At 51.3% G+C, this 15,017-nt stretch carries 14 protein-coding genes; 6 read left to right on the top strand and 8 right to left on the bottom strand.

What is annotated here, in order from left to right; all coding sequences use genetic code 11:
- The first annotated feature begins 22 nt into the window (after nt 1-22).
- Both AC0LWN_RS15180 and AC0LWN_RS15175 read left to right on the top strand, forming a co-directional pair.
- A complete protein-coding gene (locus tag AC0LWN_RS15180) occupies nt 23-490 on the top strand; it encodes a GNAT family N-acetyltransferase (protein WP_474666665.1) in 468 nt (155 codons plus the stop codon).
- A 24-nt stretch (nt 491-514) separates the two neighbouring features.
- The gene (locus AC0LWN_RS15175) at nt 515-1,216 is read left to right on the top strand and encodes an HAD family hydrolase (RefSeq protein WP_474666663.1); all 702 of its coding nucleotides are present in this window, start codon (nt 515-517) and stop codon (nt 1,214-1,216) included.
- Between the two features lie 73 nt (nt 1,217-1,289).
- Here AC0LWN_RS15175 and AC0LWN_RS15170 read toward each other — a convergent pair whose 3' ends face one another.
- Nucleotides 1,290-2,399, bottom strand: coding sequence for an FAD:protein FMN transferase (locus tag AC0LWN_RS15170; RefSeq protein ID WP_474666661.1), 1,110 nt, complete (start codon nt 2,397-2,399; stop codon nt 1,290-1,292).
- A gap of 239 nt (nt 2,400-2,638) precedes the next feature.
- Here AC0LWN_RS15170 and AC0LWN_RS15165 point away from each other — a divergent pair, with 239 nt between their 5' ends.
- Entirely contained in the window at nt 2,639-3,211 is a 573-nt protein-coding gene (locus AC0LWN_RS15165) for a TetR/AcrR family transcriptional regulator (RefSeq protein WP_474666659.1), read from the top strand.
- Between the two features lie 267 nt (nt 3,212-3,478).
- On the top strand, nt 3,479-5,572 hold the full coding sequence (locus tag AC0LWN_RS15160; RefSeq protein WP_474666657.1) for a YhgE/Pip family protein: 2,094 nt from the start codon (nt 3,479-3,481) through the stop codon (nt 5,570-5,572).
- Between the two features lie 98 nt (nt 5,573-5,670).
- Here AC0LWN_RS15160 and AC0LWN_RS15155 read toward each other — a convergent pair whose 3' ends face one another.
- Nucleotides 5,671-6,603 carry a glycosyltransferase family 2 protein gene (locus tag AC0LWN_RS15155; protein ID WP_474666655.1) on the bottom strand — a complete coding sequence of 311 codons (933 nt, stop codon included), beginning with the start codon at nt 6,601-6,603 and terminating at the stop codon, nt 5,671-5,673.
- A gap of 288 nt (nt 6,604-6,891) precedes the next feature.
- On the opposite strand from AC0LWN_RS15155, the gene AC0LWN_RS15150 reads away from it, so the two are divergent.
- Together AC0LWN_RS15150 and AC0LWN_RS15145 are read left to right on the top strand one after the other, a co-directional pair.
- A complete protein-coding gene (locus tag AC0LWN_RS15150) occupies nt 6,892-8,178 on the top strand; it encodes a glycosyltransferase family 4 protein (RefSeq protein WP_474666653.1) in 1,287 nt (428 codons plus the stop codon).
- 386 nt (nt 8,179-8,564) lie between these two features.
- Nucleotides 8,565-9,287 carry a DsbA family oxidoreductase gene (locus tag AC0LWN_RS15145; RefSeq protein ID WP_474666651.1) on the top strand — a complete coding sequence of 241 codons (723 nt, stop codon included), beginning with the start codon at nt 8,565-8,567 and terminating at the stop codon, nt 9,285-9,287.
- A 91-nt stretch (nt 9,288-9,378) separates the two neighbouring features.
- Here AC0LWN_RS15145 and AC0LWN_RS15140 read toward each other — a convergent pair whose 3' ends face one another.
- The 6 genes from AC0LWN_RS15140 to AC0LWN_RS15115 all read right to left on the bottom strand — a co-directional run bounded on the left by AC0LWN_RS15140 (nt 9,379) and on the right by AC0LWN_RS15115 (nt 14,771).
- Entirely contained in the window at nt 9,379-10,959 is a 1,581-nt protein-coding gene (locus AC0LWN_RS15140) for an oleate hydratase (protein ID WP_474666649.1), read from the bottom strand.
- Nucleotides 10,960-11,255: 296 nt separating this feature from the next.
- The gene (gene dhaS, locus AC0LWN_RS15135) at nt 11,256-11,825 is read right to left on the bottom strand and encodes a dihydroxyacetone kinase transcriptional activator DhaS (RefSeq protein ID WP_474666647.1); all 570 of its coding nucleotides are present in this window, start codon (nt 11,823-11,825) and stop codon (nt 11,256-11,258) included.
- A gap of 58 nt (nt 11,826-11,883) precedes the next feature.
- Nucleotides 11,884-12,282 carry a hypothetical protein gene (locus AC0LWN_RS15130; protein ID WP_474666645.1) on the bottom strand — a complete coding sequence of 133 codons (399 nt, stop codon included), beginning with the start codon at nt 12,280-12,282 and terminating at the stop codon, nt 11,884-11,886.
- 23 nt (nt 12,283-12,305) lie between these two features.
- Nucleotides 12,306-12,821, bottom strand: a complete 516-nt coding sequence (locus tag AC0LWN_RS15125; RefSeq protein WP_474666643.1) for a hypothetical protein — start codon at nt 12,819-12,821, stop codon at nt 12,306-12,308.
- Between the two features lie 382 nt (nt 12,822-13,203).
- Nucleotides 13,204-13,617, bottom strand: coding sequence for a GNAT family N-acetyltransferase (locus AC0LWN_RS15120; protein ID WP_474666641.1), 414 nt, complete (start codon nt 13,615-13,617; stop codon nt 13,204-13,206).
- Nucleotides 13,618-13,745: 128 nt separating this feature from the next.
- Nucleotides 13,746-14,771: an RluA family pseudouridine synthase gene (locus AC0LWN_RS15115; protein WP_474666639.1), complete on the bottom strand. Its 1,026-nt coding sequence runs from the start codon at nt 14,769-14,771 to the stop codon at nt 13,746-13,748.
- Nucleotides 14,772-15,017: the final 246 nt, after the last annotated feature.

Below are 15,017 nucleotides of genomic sequence, written 5' to 3'. Positions count from 1 at the left end.
AGGCCGGGAAGCGGGAATACTCATGGCAAGCTATTATTTGGAACAGGCGGGTTGCGGGGATGTAGAGCTGGTTGCTCCGTTGTTTGATGAATACCGTGTCTATTATGGACAGGTCTCTGATCTGGAAACAGCAAGGCGGTTTCTGAAAGAGCGGCTGGAAAATAATGAATCGGTCCTATTCATGACGGTAACAGGTGAGGGATCATCCAGGCGAGCCGAAGGTTTTGCACAGCTGTACCCATCCTTTTCGTCAGTGACGGCCGAGCGGCTATGGATTTTGAATGATTTGTTTGTTGCTGCGGAGCAGCGCGGCCACGGACTGGGCTCTCTGCTTCTGGAGGGGGTTCGGAACTTTGCGCTAAGCACAGGCTCCAAAGGCGTGACCTTGACCACAATGACTCATAATACCGAGGCACAGCGTCTCTATGAAGCGAACGGCTATATCCGCGATGATGAATTTTATACTTACGATTTGTTTTTTTCTAATTGAAAGAACCTGGTAAGGAGCGTTAATGTGAATAAGCTGGCGATTTTTTGGGATTTGGATGATACGCTGTACGATCATTTGGTGCCGTTCCGGGAAGCTGTGCGCGAGGTGCTGCAGCCGGACGAGAGCACGCTGAATTATGCTGATCTGTTCTATAAGGTAAGGCATCATAGTGATTTGCTCTGGCCGCAGTATTTGCGGGGAGAGCTTGCGCTGGAGGAGACGCGGGTGCTGCGGCTGGAGCTGGCTTTTGCCGAATATGGGCTGAAGCTAAGCCGCGAGCAGGCGGCAAAAGTCCAGGCGTCGTACATTGGCCGTCAATACAGCATTGAAATGATAGAAGGCGTGGCCGAGCAGCTTAAGCGGTTTATCTCTCTTGGGCACAAGGTAGGCATCATTACGAACGGGCCGCAGGAGCATCAGATGAACAAGCTGCGCGGACTTGGCATAGACAAGCTCATTCCTGAGGAGATGATCTTCATCTCGGACGCCGTCGGGCTGGCGAAGCCGGACCCGGCAATCTTTGCCCATGTGAATAAGGTAACCGGAACAACAGCGGAGCAATCGCTTTATGTCGGGGATACGTGGGACAATGATGTGGTTGGCGCGCTTGCGGCGGGCTGGAAGGTAATCTGGTACAATCCCCGCGGCCGGCAGCCGGGAACGGATCATCAGCCGAGCTATATTTTTACGAACTACCGGGAATTCAGTGAACTTCCTATCATTTAATCTTATGTGCGGCAAAAAGAACGGCGGAGCCCAGGCTCCGCCGTTCTTTTATTGCACTGCAGGTTGTATTAATTTAGTTAGCAAAAGTATACGTAGGATCGGTGAGCTGCAGTCTGTCCCGCAGTCCTGAGGTGGCATAAATCTTGTTGTCGTCGGTAATAAAGAAGGCATCGACCTTCTCCGGCAGCGATTCAAGATATTTCATGCCGTCTTCGAGGCCCATCAGGAACACTCCGGTAGACAGGGCATCCGCATCCGTTGCGTTAGGGCTCATAATCGTAATGCTTTTCAGCCCGTTCTGGGAAGGAAAACCTGTGCGCGGATCAAGAATGTGATGATAACGCACACCGTCCTGCATGAAGAAACGTTCGTACACGCCGGAAGCGTCGATGACCTCATCAGAAATCTTGATCGTTCCAAGCTGGGTTCCGCGGCTCTGGTCAGGGTCCTGCAGGCCGATGTTCCATGGCGATCCGTTAGGCTTGTTGCCAAGCGCGATAATGCTGCTGCCCCCAAGGTTAATCATTGCACTGTCCAGGCCCTGCTCCTTTAAATAATCGGCAATGCGGTCAGCCGCATATCCCTTGCCGATCCCGCCCATATCCAGCACCATGCCTTCTTTGGCCAGCTTGACCGTCTTCGCCTTATCATCCACAATAACGTCCTTATAATTAGTCAATGCTTTGGCTTTGTCAATCTCTGCCTGAGGCGGAACGTGATCTCCCCCGCTGCCGATATTCCAGAGATCCACAAGAGGTCCGATTGTCGGATCGAACAGCCCGTTCATTTCCTCGGCGTATTTGAGCGATTGCTTTACAATATCCAGGGTTTCGTCGGAGACAGCCACGGCCTCTTTGCCCGCAGCTTGATTTACAGCATACAGTTCTCCGTCTTGCTTGGTGCGGCTGAACTCTTTATCCATTCGCTCCAGCAATTGCTGGATGTGATCCATATTTTTTTGCGTTACATTGTCGCCGAACACCTTGATGTTCACTACAGTGTCATAGATATAAAAGGTCTGCTCCAGGGATTTGGTTCCCCCATCCGTCGATACCTTTGCGCCGTTGGCGGTTTCAGCCGGACTGCTGCTATTGTTCTTATTGCTGCTGCAGGCTGTGACAGCAAGAGCGCTGGCAAGAACGAGAGTGAGCAGGGTAAGCGCCGATTTTTTGTTCTTAAACATGTTCCACCATCCATAAAGTTAGTTTCTTGATCACATCCTTCTTATCATAACCCAGACAAGCTGGTAATGGATACTTAATTCATGACATTTTGGCATAAGTCCTGTATAAGTTCCGCGACATAAGTAAAAATTTAATTAAAATGTTTGTCATATGCCCGGAGACGTGGTAAATTGATTTATGACCGAGTGACCAAAAATAAAAAATAGTCAATTTTAACTGTCAGGAAGGAGAAAGAAGCATGTCCATTGACCGCAAATCGTTAATTCTGCAGGCGGCGACGCAGTCCTTTGTACAGTTCGGATATAAAGCCACAACGATGGATCAGGTATCCAAGATCGCAAATGTGGGCAAAGGCACGATTTATACCTTTTTCAAAAACAAGGATGAGCTGTTCGCCGAAATTCTGGACAAGGCCTCCTATGAGCTGACTTCGGTCATGAGCCGTTTGGCGGCGGAAGATAACAGCTTTATCCAGAAGCTCTTTAATCTGCTGGACTCCATCCTGGAATTCCGCTCCGATCATGAGCTGTTCGTCAAGCTGGCACAGGAGGTGCGGGATATCGGTACGGTCCAGGCGCTGGAAGGGGTCAAGCGGATGGAGGAATATGCGCTGGATTTCCTGCGGCAGCAGATCGAGCTGGCAATCAGCCGGGGAGAAGTGAAGCCTTGCGATCCAAGCGTCGCTGCGTTTATGATTTTTCGCCTGTACCTGGCGCTGACCACGGAATGGAACAAAGAGCATGAGCCGCTGGATAAGAGCCGGATTAAGGAGCATATGATCCTGTTTATTTCAAATGGTATTCTCGCATAGAATCCAAGCTTTCTAGCCTGTGAAGGCTATTTTTTTCCAGCTATAATGATTGGCTGTGAAAAATTTTCATAAATTTGCAAATTATAAAAAGGGCAGAAGTGACGGAGGGGAGGTTTGGATACTTACGGAGCGATAGCGACCGCCTTTATGTTTGGATTTCTACTGCGACCAGCGGTTCAAATCAGGAAATCCAAACATAACAGCGGCCGGAAGTCCAAACATTCCCCCCAGTTACGACCAGACCTCAATATGAAAGGTGTGTGAGCAATGAGAGCGATTAATGTATTTTTGCAGGATTTGAAAATGCTCGTGAGCAAGCCGATGCTGTTGCTCACTTTACTCGGCGTGGCGGCGTTGCCGATGCTGTACAGCGGTTTTCTGGTGGAAGGCTCCTGGGACCCTTACGGAAATACCGGCAAGCTGCCTGTTGCTGTTGTTAATCTGGACCAAGGTGCGAAATATGAAGGTAAAGCTATGGAAGTGGGCAAGGATTTCGTGAAGGAGCTGAAGGACAACAGCGATTTCAAGTGGGATTTTGTTAATGCGGCGGAAGCCAAGGATGGCATGGCCCATAACCGCTATTATATGACGATTACGGTTCCGGCGAATTTCTCCAAAAATGCCACAACGCTGACCGAGGAGCACCCGGTGCAGGCTGAAATTATATTCGAGCCGAACAGCGACTACAACTTTGTAGCCGGTCAGATCGGTAACAGTGCGATGAACAAGCTGAAAGCGAAGCTGTCCGCACAAATTACGGCCGCATATACCCGCAGCATGTTCGAGCAGGTGGATACGATCTCCGAAGGCCTCGGCGACGCGGGCAGCGGCGCAACGAAGCTGAGTGACGGAGCAGGCAAGCTGAACGACGGCCTGTCTACGCTGAAAAGCAACCTGAACAAGCTTGCCAGCGGTACGAACGAGCTGAAAAGCGGGCTGAAGCTGCTGCACAGTGGGGCGGGCAGCCTGAATCAGGGTTCGGGCACATTAGCGCAAGGGGCGACAGACCTGGCGGGCGGCTTAAGCAAGCTGTCCAAGGCGGAGCAGCAGCTCCAGGACGGCGCTGTGAAGTCGCAGAGCGGCGCTGCGCAGCTTAAGCAGGGCTTGCAGTCCTCAAAGGCGGGCAGCAGCCAGCTCAAGGATGGACTAACGGCTTCCGAAGCGGCCAGCGGTCAGTTGGCCACTGGAGCGGAGCAGGTGGCCAAAGGGCTGGAGCAGATGATGGCGGTAACCCCCGGACTGCAGGAGAATGAGCAGTTCAAGCAGTTGCTGGCGGCAAGCCAGCAGGTTGCCGCAGGCAGCCAGCAGTTGCACGCAGGCCAGGAGCAGCTGCTGGCCGGCAGCACGAAGCTGGACCAGGGACAGCAGCAATTGGCTCTAGGCGCCGCGAAGCTGTCGGATGGCGGCGAGGAGCTGGCCGCAGGGCTGACGGCCTTCGGCCAGAAGCTGAACGATGCCACTGCGGGCGGCAGCAAGCTGGCGGATGGCGCAACGGCGCTGAACAAAGGCGCCGAGAAGCTTGAGCAAGGGCTAAGCAAGCTGTCCGGCGGTGTGGACGGCCTGTCGCAAGGGGCAGGCAAGCTCACGGATGGCGCAGGTGAATTGAAAGACGGCGCGGACAAGCTGACCAGCGGCAGCGGCGAATTGGCGCAGAAGCTGACCGATGCCGCAGCTAAAACCTCTGAGGTGAAGTCGGGCGATGACACGGTGAATATGTTCGCCGAGCCGGTGAAGCTGACGGAGAAAACCGATTATAAGCTGGATCATTACGGGCGTGGGATTGCGCCGTATTTCCTGTCGCTTGCACTATTTATGGGCGCACTCGTATTTACAACAGTGTTCTCCTTGCGTGAATCCAGTGTGCCGGGGGCGACGCCGATGGGCAGATTTGTCAGCCGTACACTGACTTTTGTGCTGGTGAGTGTCCTTCAATCAGTTCTTGCCGATCTGATATTGTTGTATGGCCTTAAGCTTGAGGTGCAGAGTGTACCGCTTTTCTATGTATTCACTCTGATTGTCAGCTTCACCTTCACGATGATTGTCCAGGCGCTGGTAACCTGGCTGGATAACCCGGGACGTTTCCTGGCGATTGTGCTGATGATCTTCCAACTGACCTCAAGTGCGGGCACATTCCCGCTGGAGCTGTTGCCGCAATGGATGCAGAAGGTGAATCCTTGGCTTCCCATGACGCACAGCATCGTCGGCTATAAAGCGATTGTCGCCAGCGGCGACTACGCCTTAATGAGGGAGCAAATCGTTTATTTGCTCAGCTATGCAGTGGTTTTCCTGGCACTGACTACACTGTATTTCCTGCGCCAGAACAAACGCACGGCTAACGTGACCCAAGAGGTAACGGCATAATTTTATACTTCATATGCAGGAGCCCAGTTATACAAGCAAAACCCGCTTCCCCTTCCGGGGAGCGGGTTTTTGGCTTGTCTTAAAGCAACACGGCGAGGTTAGTCCAGCATAAATTCGCGGTATTTGTCCTTGCGGGGATTCAGCACAAAGAGGATGCCGCTGATGTAGCCCGAGACCGCATTGAAATTGCGTTTAAGTGTGGCTTTGCCCGTTAGATAGGTCAGCGTCCACAGCAGGGCGGCGTAATTCTTCACCGGTGCTTTGCGCAAATTCAGCAGGTAATAATGATTGACCGCGGTTGCCCGCGCCACCCGGCCCGCCTTGTCGCGCGAGCTTGGAGATTCATGGTGGGTAATCTTCATATCGGGATTGATGACGAGCTTGCCATATTTGCTGGCCAAATGGCACATATAGATATCGTCAGCCACAGCATAGCTGGTCATCCACGGATAAGGCTTCATATCCCTCAGCGCGGAAGCCCGGAAAGACATGTTGCAGCCGTGAAAAAAATCTGTTTCGAACGTGTTCTCTGTCTCGCCCCAGAGCAGGGAGGAGCCTGCCAGTGTGCTGGCTGACAGCTTGCCGGGGGAACCCGACATTTGAAAGGTCAGCATCCCAAGCCATTTGCCGGATCTGCTGCTGGAGAGGCCTCTGGCAATGCCGCCAACACCGACAATAGACTTGTCCTCAGCATAGGTGTCGAGCATCCGGCGGATGTACAGCGGATCATCCAGCTCGGCATCATCGTCAAAGGTGAGCAGAATGTCTCCGTCAATAAGTCCCAGCGCTTCATATCGGGAGAGCCAGACACCGGGTTTGGTTTTACGGTAATACCGCAGTTCTGCTTGTGGCATCTGCGCCAGCACCCTGCGGAAATAATCCAGCACATTATTCTCAATTTCACCATCGTCAACAATCAGCAGCTCAATCGAGACGTCCTCAAGCTCCGTCTGTCTGCCGATAGACTCAATGCACAGCTTAAGATCCTTGATCCGGTTGCGGGTGGGAATTACGATAGACACATCATGCATGCCTGCTGACTCCTTCCGGGACGCCCCAAGCGTCCGCTTAACGAGAATATAATGCACCGAAAGTTCTTGTTGCTCTAAGTTTACCCCCCCTTCAGGTAGGCCGTATATACCACTTTCGTTTACTTTTTTTTATAGCGTTTGCAATTATAATGATTAGGAAATTAGTTGTATTTGATTTTAAGTAATATGAACTATTCGGACAAAACTTTAAGCCTATGTTTCCGAGGTCAGTTTTTTACGAAGCTGATACAGGAAGTAAACGCTAAAAAACTTTTAGGAGGAGACGTTATGCATGTCGGGATCTTTATGCATACCAATTACTTTGAAGATTTCTTCGTAAAAGGGCTGGGTCTCAGTGAAGAGGAATATGTAAGCTCGTATCATAATGATTTCTCATTTGACTATGCGCGTCTCTTACATACCAAAGGCATCCGCACTACCATTTATAATTTCACCCGGGTCGGTAGTGAGGTCCGTACCTACCAGCATGGAATTGTAGATTGTACAATAAAATTTATTCCTGTGGGGAGACTATACAAATCGTATTGTCTCATCCCGCTGTCCCACCGTACGCCCATCGGTAAATTTATCTCCCAATATGTATCCACCATTCAAAAGAACCTGGGTGAGATTCTGCGCGGGGATGGCATCAGCCTGATCTATGCCCAGGAATATGCCTCCGGCCGTTTTGAACGCCTGGCTTCAACCGCCAAGCAACTGAACATCCCCATTATTGCCGCGTATCATGGAGGCAGCATTCATAAATGGATATTGCCGATTAAAAAGCATACGCTGCACAAGGCGGCTTTCCTTACCACGCTTAATGAGGATGAGCAGAATAGCATGGTCGGTCATTTCCCGCATATCGCGGAGCGAATCCGGCTGCTGCCCAACTTTGTGAATTCCGGGGTGTTCTACCGGCGGGATAAGGAGGAGGCGCTGGCCGCACTTGGTCTTGACCCGGACAGCCGTTATGTCATCACCGTCGGGCGGTTGTTCGAGCACCAGAAAGGCCATTCCTTGCTGGTTCAGGCTGCCGAACAGCTGAAGCATATTCCGAAGCTCAAGATTCTGATCGCCGGCGGCGGGCCGGATGAGCAGAGTCTCAAGGCACTAATCGCGGAAAAGGGTCTGGAGGAACGAGTGATTCTGCTCGGTACCATCCGCAACAAGGATGTATTAGCCAGCTATTATAGTGTATCCGAGTTTTTTGTTCTGCCTTCACGTTATGAAGGCTTGCCGCTTGTCATCCTGGAGGCAGGAGCCTGCGGCCTGCCGACGGTTGCTTTTAATGTAATGGGAGTACGGGGGCTGGTGAAGCATGGGGTTAACGGTCTGCTCGCGGAAGGGCTGGACCCGGCTGCTCTTGCCTCCTCAATGGAGACGGTGCTGGGTAATCCGGCTTTACGCGCAGAGATGGGAGAAGCCGCCTTGCAGATCGTCCGCTCGAATTATTCGGAGGAAATTATCGGTGCCAGGCTGTACAATCTGCTGCAGGAGAGCTTGGGGCTGGAGCCTTTGGCAACGCCATTTGTCGGTGACGGCTTCGCCAAGAAGCTGAGCACACCGCACTAGCAGATCGTCCACGAACAGAATCATCTCCTGACCGGAGGAGTCTAGCCGTTTGTAACGGACGGAGCAGCATCAGGAGGATGGATATGACGAATCCCTCTCTCCCCGAACCACAAAGGCTCCGTCCCGAGCCACAGATTTAGAACTGATGCTGTACAAGGCTGCGCTTGACAGTAACCTGCTATTCAGCGCTTCCAGTCTCTGAATTCCAAGCAGAATGAGACAGCTTACTCACTTAACCGTCCGCTTGCCGCCAATTTCCTCCGCTTTTTAAATGAGGGTTGGCGGCACTTTGCATGTCCGGAGAGAATGTGTTTGTAATTTTCGGTTTTTAACTATATAATCGTAAGTGAGATATAAATAGTTACTTAATTTTAGGAGGTTAATCCATGAGAATAGATGTATGGTCCGATAATGCTTGTCCGTTCTGTTATATCGGCAAAAGACGGCTGGAGAACGCGCTGAGCCAGTTCGAAGGCCGCGACAAGGTGGAGGTGGTATTCCGCAGCTTCCAGCTCGATCCGAATGCCCCGGCGCATGCAACCCAGGATGTCCATGATATGCTGGCAGCCAAGTACGGAATGACCCGTGAAAAAGCGGTCCAGATGAATGCTCAGCTGACGGAGCAAGCCAAAGGGGTCGATCTGGAGTTCAACTTTGACAGCGTACAGAATACGAACACCTTTGACAGCCACCGTCTGAGTCACTATGCAGCCGCCAAAGGTAAAGGCCCCGAGATGTCCGAACGGCTGCTGCGTGCCTATTTCACCGATGGGCATAATTTGGCCGACCACAAAGAGCTGGCTTCTATGGCTGCTGAGGTTGGGCTGGATGCGGCTGATGTAGCGGCGATGCTGGAAACAGACGCCTACGCGGATAAAGTGAAAGCCGATATTGCCCAAGGTGAGCGTCTGAATATTACCGGCGTGCCGTTCTTCGTCTTCAACAATAAATATGCTGTGTCCGGCGCACAGCCTGGTCCGGTATTCTCTGAGGTACTGGATACAGTGTGGGCTGAAGAGCAGAGTGAGCCCGTGCTTCAAACCATCGGCCAGCCAAAGGCCAAGGCAGCAGATGCCGAGGGCTGCGATGACGGGTCCTGCAGTATCTAACCAAGCATAATTAGCGCCTTGCCGCATATAGCAAAGCCGCTCTCCTTGAGTAGTTCAAGCGAGAGCGGCTTTGTTTTTACAGTTATCTATATTAACGGAACGAAGTCACAAAGCTGGAGAACAGCGTCCGCACGTCGTATTGATATTGCTTGATCGGCTCAATTGGAAGGCCAATACCAAACAGCGTATATACGGCGATTCGGGCCGCTCTTACGGAATATTCTTCAGTGAAGACGACATCGTCCGGGATTTCGCAGTATTGGCTGATAAAAGCCAGATTGGTGGAGCCCGCCGGAACGACCTGCGGTCTATCGCTGTTCAGTCTTGGCATGAACTGGGAGGTGATGTACGGCATCATGCAAGGGATACAGTTGGCGGTAGCCATAATCTCTTCCTTATGCTCTTCAAAATGAAGGTGTCCGATCAGCTCCTGCATGATTTCTTCACCGGTACAGTCGCACATTCTCTTCTTCACGAAATCGCCGACCTTGTCGGGATACAGCCCGTAGCCCCAGAAGACCCTTACATGCTCCGGCTGATTCCGGAAATGCGGCTGGAAGGCCAGCACAACGGACATGACCCAGCTTGAATCTTTAAAGGTTACAAGCGCGCCTGTACCGGCACGGTTGCGTGTGAATTTCTCCATCAGCTCAAAGAATGTCGAATCCTGAAAAGTAACGGTGAACGATTCCCATTTGGACTCATCCACATGATCGTCGAAGGAAGAAGGATTGCCGAGGCCTGGCTTTTTAGCGGCAATGTTCTCCCACAGCTTCCATGAGCTGCCTTTGCCGTTCAGACGCGGAGCGGTTGTCATGGAGCCGAGGCTGGAGCCTTCGGTCATGGAGCCGTTCGTAACGATAACGCGGTCCGCTTCACCAATTTCAATGACATCCGGGACACCTTCGCGCAGTACATGCATCTTCGTGACAGTAATACCGTCTCCGTCCTTGAAGTCCAAATCGGTGACGGTGCATTTCAAGCTGAAATCTACGCCGAACGGCTCCAGATACTTATGCAATGGCAAGATAATCGAGTCGTATTGGTTATACGGCGTGCGGGTTACGCCCTCAAGCGTCTGGATTCGCGGGAATTCATGCATGAAGCGGAGCATGTATCTTTTGAATTCAACCGCACTATGCCAAGGCTGGAAGGCAAAGGTCGTTGCCCACATGTACCAGAAATTGGTCTGGAAAAAATGCGGGCTGAACCAGTCGTTGATCCGCTCTTTGCCCATTGCTTCTTCAGGTGTGATGATCAGCTTGCCCATCGCCAGACGGTCCGCCATATCGAAGCCCATCGACAGCACATCTTCGACTTCGCCATTGCGGTTGATCAGGCGGGCATTGGAGTGTGTGGGATTGGCATTGTCGAATTCTGTAATCTCTTCCCGCACGGATTTCCCCGGATGGTCGATAGAAGGGATAGTGCTGAGAAGCTCCCATAAATTCTCATAGGTTTCGTCGTTCAGCATCCGTCCGCCGCGGATCACATAACCGTGCTCGCTGCTGCCTGCGCCGTCGTTGCTGCCGCCGAGAATTTTCATCTCTTCAATAATGTGAATGTTCTGTCCGGGAAAGTCACAGTCTCTGACGAGGTATGCTGCTCCCGCAAGGGATGCAATTCCGCCGCCGACAAAATATACCTGGCTGTTACCGTACTCTTTTTTCACAACTGTCGCCTCCATATAGGGTTAATGATAACTGTTGCTGTCCCTAATGTAATCCAAGGCTTGCACAGAAGGTATGATCAAAAGTCCGGGAATGTAAGGAAATTGGTCACTTGAGGCAATGTGTATGGTTTTTTGACAAGCTTTTTCTTTGAACGCCAAGTAGAAACGGCTACGCCGTCCTTAAAAAGGACGGTATCCGTTTCAGCGAGAAATATAAGGATAATTTATAGCGTGAAACTTATACTTTCTTATATTTCAAAAAAACCTGCAGAAATCTGCAGGCCTTCTTGCTGTTTTCACGACAGCTTTTTCTCGTATTTATGCAGCGCTTTCGCGAAATTCCCTTCAATCAGCACATTGAGCTGCTCAATGATATGCTTGGGCTGCTCCTTCATCCCGTCCCGCATCCACTGGATGATAAGGCCGGTGAAAGCCAGTGTATAAAAATTGGCGATGAACCGCTTGTCCTCGGAGCTAACCTCCATGCCGGCCGCAAGCTCTTGAATAACCCCCATAATCAGCTCATTGGTAACTTCGTAAAGATAGGCATCAAGATGGGTCCGCCCAAGTGAGTTCAGCGTGTTATAGCAAAAGGCTTTATTGGACTCAATGTAGCAGAAAATCCGGTAAAAGCCATCCGTCCACGTGCTGTAGCTGCGGTACTGGGCAACGCTCTCCACGGCTTCGGTCCGGTAAATCCAGCCCAGCAGGTCAAAAATATCCTGAAAGTGATAATAGAACGTCTGACGGTTCAGCCCGCAATCATCCACCAGATGCTTGACGGAGATTTTGTTCAGCGGGGCATGCTCCATCAGCGTTTTTAACGAATGAGCGAGTGCTTTTTTGGTCAGAAAGGAATTGGACATAGGCAATCACCTCAACATGTAATCCTGGGAATGGTGTACCTGATCTGTCGCGGGTAAGCTAACCTTGCTTGCGCTGTTGTCTGATCAGCAGATAGATGCCCTCCACGATTAACCCGGCCGCAAAGCCGCCCACCGTGAATATTGCAAAAGCGAGGAATCCCGCCAGATCCTCCCAGCCCGACATGTCCCGGTAGGTGTAGGTGAACATGAGAGCCAGCCCGATAAGGAGGCCTGCCGTGGTAATCAGCCATACGAGCTTTGCACCGAACCAGCCGAAGCTGTTCACAATGACGGATACCGCCAGGGCAAGTGCAGCAAATCGTACCATAACCGAAAGGCTGAACTCATTATCAAGCAGAACAAACCGGTCCAGCACGAGCAGCAGCCACAGAATCAATGCGTAAAGGAGGTACCAGATTGTCCAGCGCTTGCTTTTGGCTGATGGCAGGAAGCTCATGATCCCTTCACCTCGTCTTTAGGTTATATTTCCTCCAGCTCCTCGGCGCTCTGCAGCAGAAAGTTCAGAAGGTTCGGAATATCTTCCATTTGCTCTTCGTTGATTTGCCGTTTGAACCGCAGCTCAATGCAGTTATTATACGTATCTGTCTCCTGGCCATACAGAAAGCTCAGCGATTGCACCGGCAGCAGCTCTGGTCCCCAGATTGCGGCGAGGATGCGCTCAATGGCCGGACACTGCACCTCAGCATCTTCAATCTCCATATAAAAGCGCAGCAGGAGATTACAGCCGGGATCGCTGCCCGGAGTCTCCAGTATTTCGTCGCTCAGCTCTTTTACCGATGACAACAGAACTACCTCGGACGTCACATTTCTGCCGTTAACCAGCTTGAAGGACAAGCTGAATTCACGGGACATCAGCGCAAGGTCCAGTACATCGGAACGGTCCGTCACAACAAGAATCCCATCCAGATTATCGTAGTCGTAGATTTGGTTCTCAAAAGCAATTTTAATGTTGTCAAAGACAGTAGGATGGAACATCAAGAGTCACCTTCTTAAGTTTCTCTTTATTGTATCATGACGCGAAATGGAGAGAAAATGTTGCCGCCTGCCGCAGCCCCCTACACTTATTTTGCGCAAAAAAAGGTACCTATTCAGTTGGCTGAAAGGTACCCTTAGTTTTGTCGCACCCGGTTCTGTTGCCTGCTGCAACAGGAGGTCTCGAACTGCACTTTGTACACTTATTTCGGCCTTCCCGCCGCCTAGCTGACCTTTAGTTGTACTTCGTGCAGTTATATTTGTGTGAAATGGCGTATACGGCGAAAAATCCAAATAATAGCTGTATGAAATGCAATTATCTTCTTTGTGCGGCGGAAAAAGGCGATTTTAACTGTACGAAATACATTTATCCTCTTGCCTCAGCTTATTCCATCACCTTAAACATGCCGGTCATACCCGGGGCATGATTCTGGAAGCCGTACCGCTCATAGAAGGTATCGTTGCCATGAGAGGCGAACAGACCGACGAATGCACCCGGCCAGCAATGGGCTTGGATATATTCGAGCAATTGCCCGATGATACGATTTCCGAGCCCCTGGCCCTGATATTCCGGCAGGACTGCAACATCCTGAATGTAGAAATACATGCTTCCATCTCCGACGATCCGGCCCATGCCGATGGCGTTCTGCTCATGGCAGAGGACCAGTCCATATACAGAGCCATTCAGCGAAGCCGCTGTCATCTCCGTATTCACCTTGCCCCAGCCGACGGCCTCCCATAGCATGGAGTGCTCCTCCACTGTGGGAAGTCTTTCGATAAGCTCAATAATTGCTGTCATTATGTTCCGCCCTTTCTCCTTGCGGCGGCTCTCATAAAGATCACCGCCGGTTATTTCGGCGATTGCTGTGCAGTAAGCTCCACGTGAATCGGCCTCCTTTTCGGGGGATGGTCTATAATCAATAAGGCTCAGTTGGTCGGTGCAGGTGCGGTGTATTTCAGAAAGGTCTTGGGAATGGCACTCTCAAAGCTCAGCAGCTCTCCGGTTGTCGGATGAATGAAAGAGAGCACACGGGCATGCAGGCCGAGCCGGCCCACCGCTTTTGTAGCCGCACCATATTTCTTGTCTCCGGCAATCGGATGTCCGATATCTGCCATGTGCACACGGATTTGATTTTTGCGGCCGGTTTCCAGTTGTACCTCTAGCAGAGAAAAATGGCGGTTGGCCTGGATCAGCTTATAATGAGTTACGGCATGCAGTCCGTCCCCTTCATGGGGGCTGGAGTACATTTTGAGTGTCGAGGTTTCCTTCAGCCAGGAGCTGATCGTGCCTTCGGATTTTTTGACTGCGCCTTCCACGAGTGCCACGTAGGTTCGTTCCTTAACAGTGTCTTTCCATGAATTTTGCAGCTTCTGCTGAATCTGTTCACTCTTGGCGAACATCATCACGCCGGACGTGTCACGGTCCAAACGATGCACTACAAAAACGCGGCTCTTCGGATTACTCAAGCGGACATGCTCCATAAGCTGGCGGTAGGCTGTCAGTTCATTGTCTTCCCCTGTTGCGATGGATAATAATCCGGCGTCCTTCTGAATGACGATCAGGTCATCATCCTCATGTACGATGGTCAATCCGATCATTTCTTTGGCCTGGACCGGCTTCTCCTGGTCAATGGTTACGGTCTGTCCCGGCTGGAGCGGAAAATTATGCTGGGTCACCACTTTGCCGTTCACGGATACCTGCCCCCGGGAGAGAATGGATTTGACTGCATTGCGGCCCCGGTTAGCGAGAGTCTTCAGCAAAAAAGCCAGCAGCTCAGCGGGCTCAGCAACCGTATAGGTTTTGGAGGGTGCCGGAGTCTTGGCGGATGTTCCCGGTTTGCCGGCTGATCTATGATTAGGTTTTCTTGTTCCTGGTTTAGGCTGGGCCTTGGAGCTCATTCCGGGCTTTGTGCCGCGTTTGGAGCCGTCTTTGGAATTTCGTCTTGTGTTCATGGAAGCATTCTCCGTCCTCTAATAATGTACTCCTCAATATACCATGAGCGGTGATGAAATACCACGGAAGCCATTACGGGGGTAGGGCAATCGCTTATAACTGAGGTGGAATTTCTCAGACTGTTGAGAAACCCAATATTTCAATACGACACCGCATTCATTTGATTTGGTATAATATAGGTAATTTTGTAGGAAAGTGCGGTGTCTCATGTTAAACGAAAAGGATCAAGGGAATAGCGGGAAATA

This window comes from Paenibacillus sp. sgz302115 (genome assembly GCF_056120445.1).
The sequence above is the reverse complement of the archived record's forward strand: the minus strand, read 5'-3'. Positions and strand labels throughout refer to the sequence as shown.

What these genes read in the sequence shown, in the direction of transcription:
- AC0LWN_RS15180 (WP_474666665.1), top strand. Translation starts at nt 23, where the DNA reads ATGGCAAGCTATTATTTGGAACAGGCGGGTTGCGGGGATGTAGAGCTG.
- AC0LWN_RS15170 (WP_474666661.1), bottom strand. Translation starts at nt 2,399, where the DNA reads ATGTTTAAGAACAAAAAATCGGCGCTTACCCTGCTCACTCTCGTTCTT.
- AC0LWN_RS15165 (WP_474666659.1), top strand. Translation starts at nt 2,639, where the DNA reads ATGTCCATTGACCGCAAATCGTTAATTCTGCAGGCGGCGACGCAGTCC.
- AC0LWN_RS15160 (WP_474666657.1), top strand. Translation starts at nt 3,479, where the DNA reads ATGAGAGCGATTAATGTATTTTTGCAGGATTTGAAAATGCTCGTGAGC.
- AC0LWN_RS15155 (WP_474666655.1), bottom strand. Translation starts at nt 6,603, where the DNA reads ATGCATGATGTGTCTATCGTAATTCCCACCCGCAACCGGATCAAGGAT.
- AC0LWN_RS15150 (WP_474666653.1), top strand. Translation starts at nt 6,892, where the DNA reads ATGCATGTCGGGATCTTTATGCATACCAATTACTTTGAAGATTTCTTC.
- AC0LWN_RS15145 (WP_474666651.1), top strand. Translation starts at nt 8,565, where the DNA reads ATGAGAATAGATGTATGGTCCGATAATGCTTGTCCGTTCTGTTATATC.
- dhaS (WP_474666647.1), bottom strand. Translation starts at nt 11,825, where the DNA reads ATGTCCAATTCCTTTCTGACCAAAAAAGCACTCGCTCATTCGTTAAAA.
- AC0LWN_RS15130 (WP_474666645.1), bottom strand. Translation starts at nt 12,282, where the DNA reads ATGAGCTTCCTGCCATCAGCCAAAAGCAAGCGCTGGACAATCTGGTAC.
- AC0LWN_RS15125 (WP_474666643.1), bottom strand. Translation starts at nt 12,821, where the DNA reads ATGTTCCATCCTACTGTCTTTGACAACATTAAAATTGCTTTTGAGAAC.
- AC0LWN_RS15120 (WP_474666641.1), bottom strand. Translation starts at nt 13,617, where the DNA reads ATGACAGCAATTATTGAGCTTATCGAAAGACTTCCCACAGTGGAGGAG.
- AC0LWN_RS15115 (WP_474666639.1), bottom strand. Translation starts at nt 14,771, where the DNA reads ATGAACACAAGACGAAATTCCAAAGACGGCTCCAAACGCGGCACAAAG.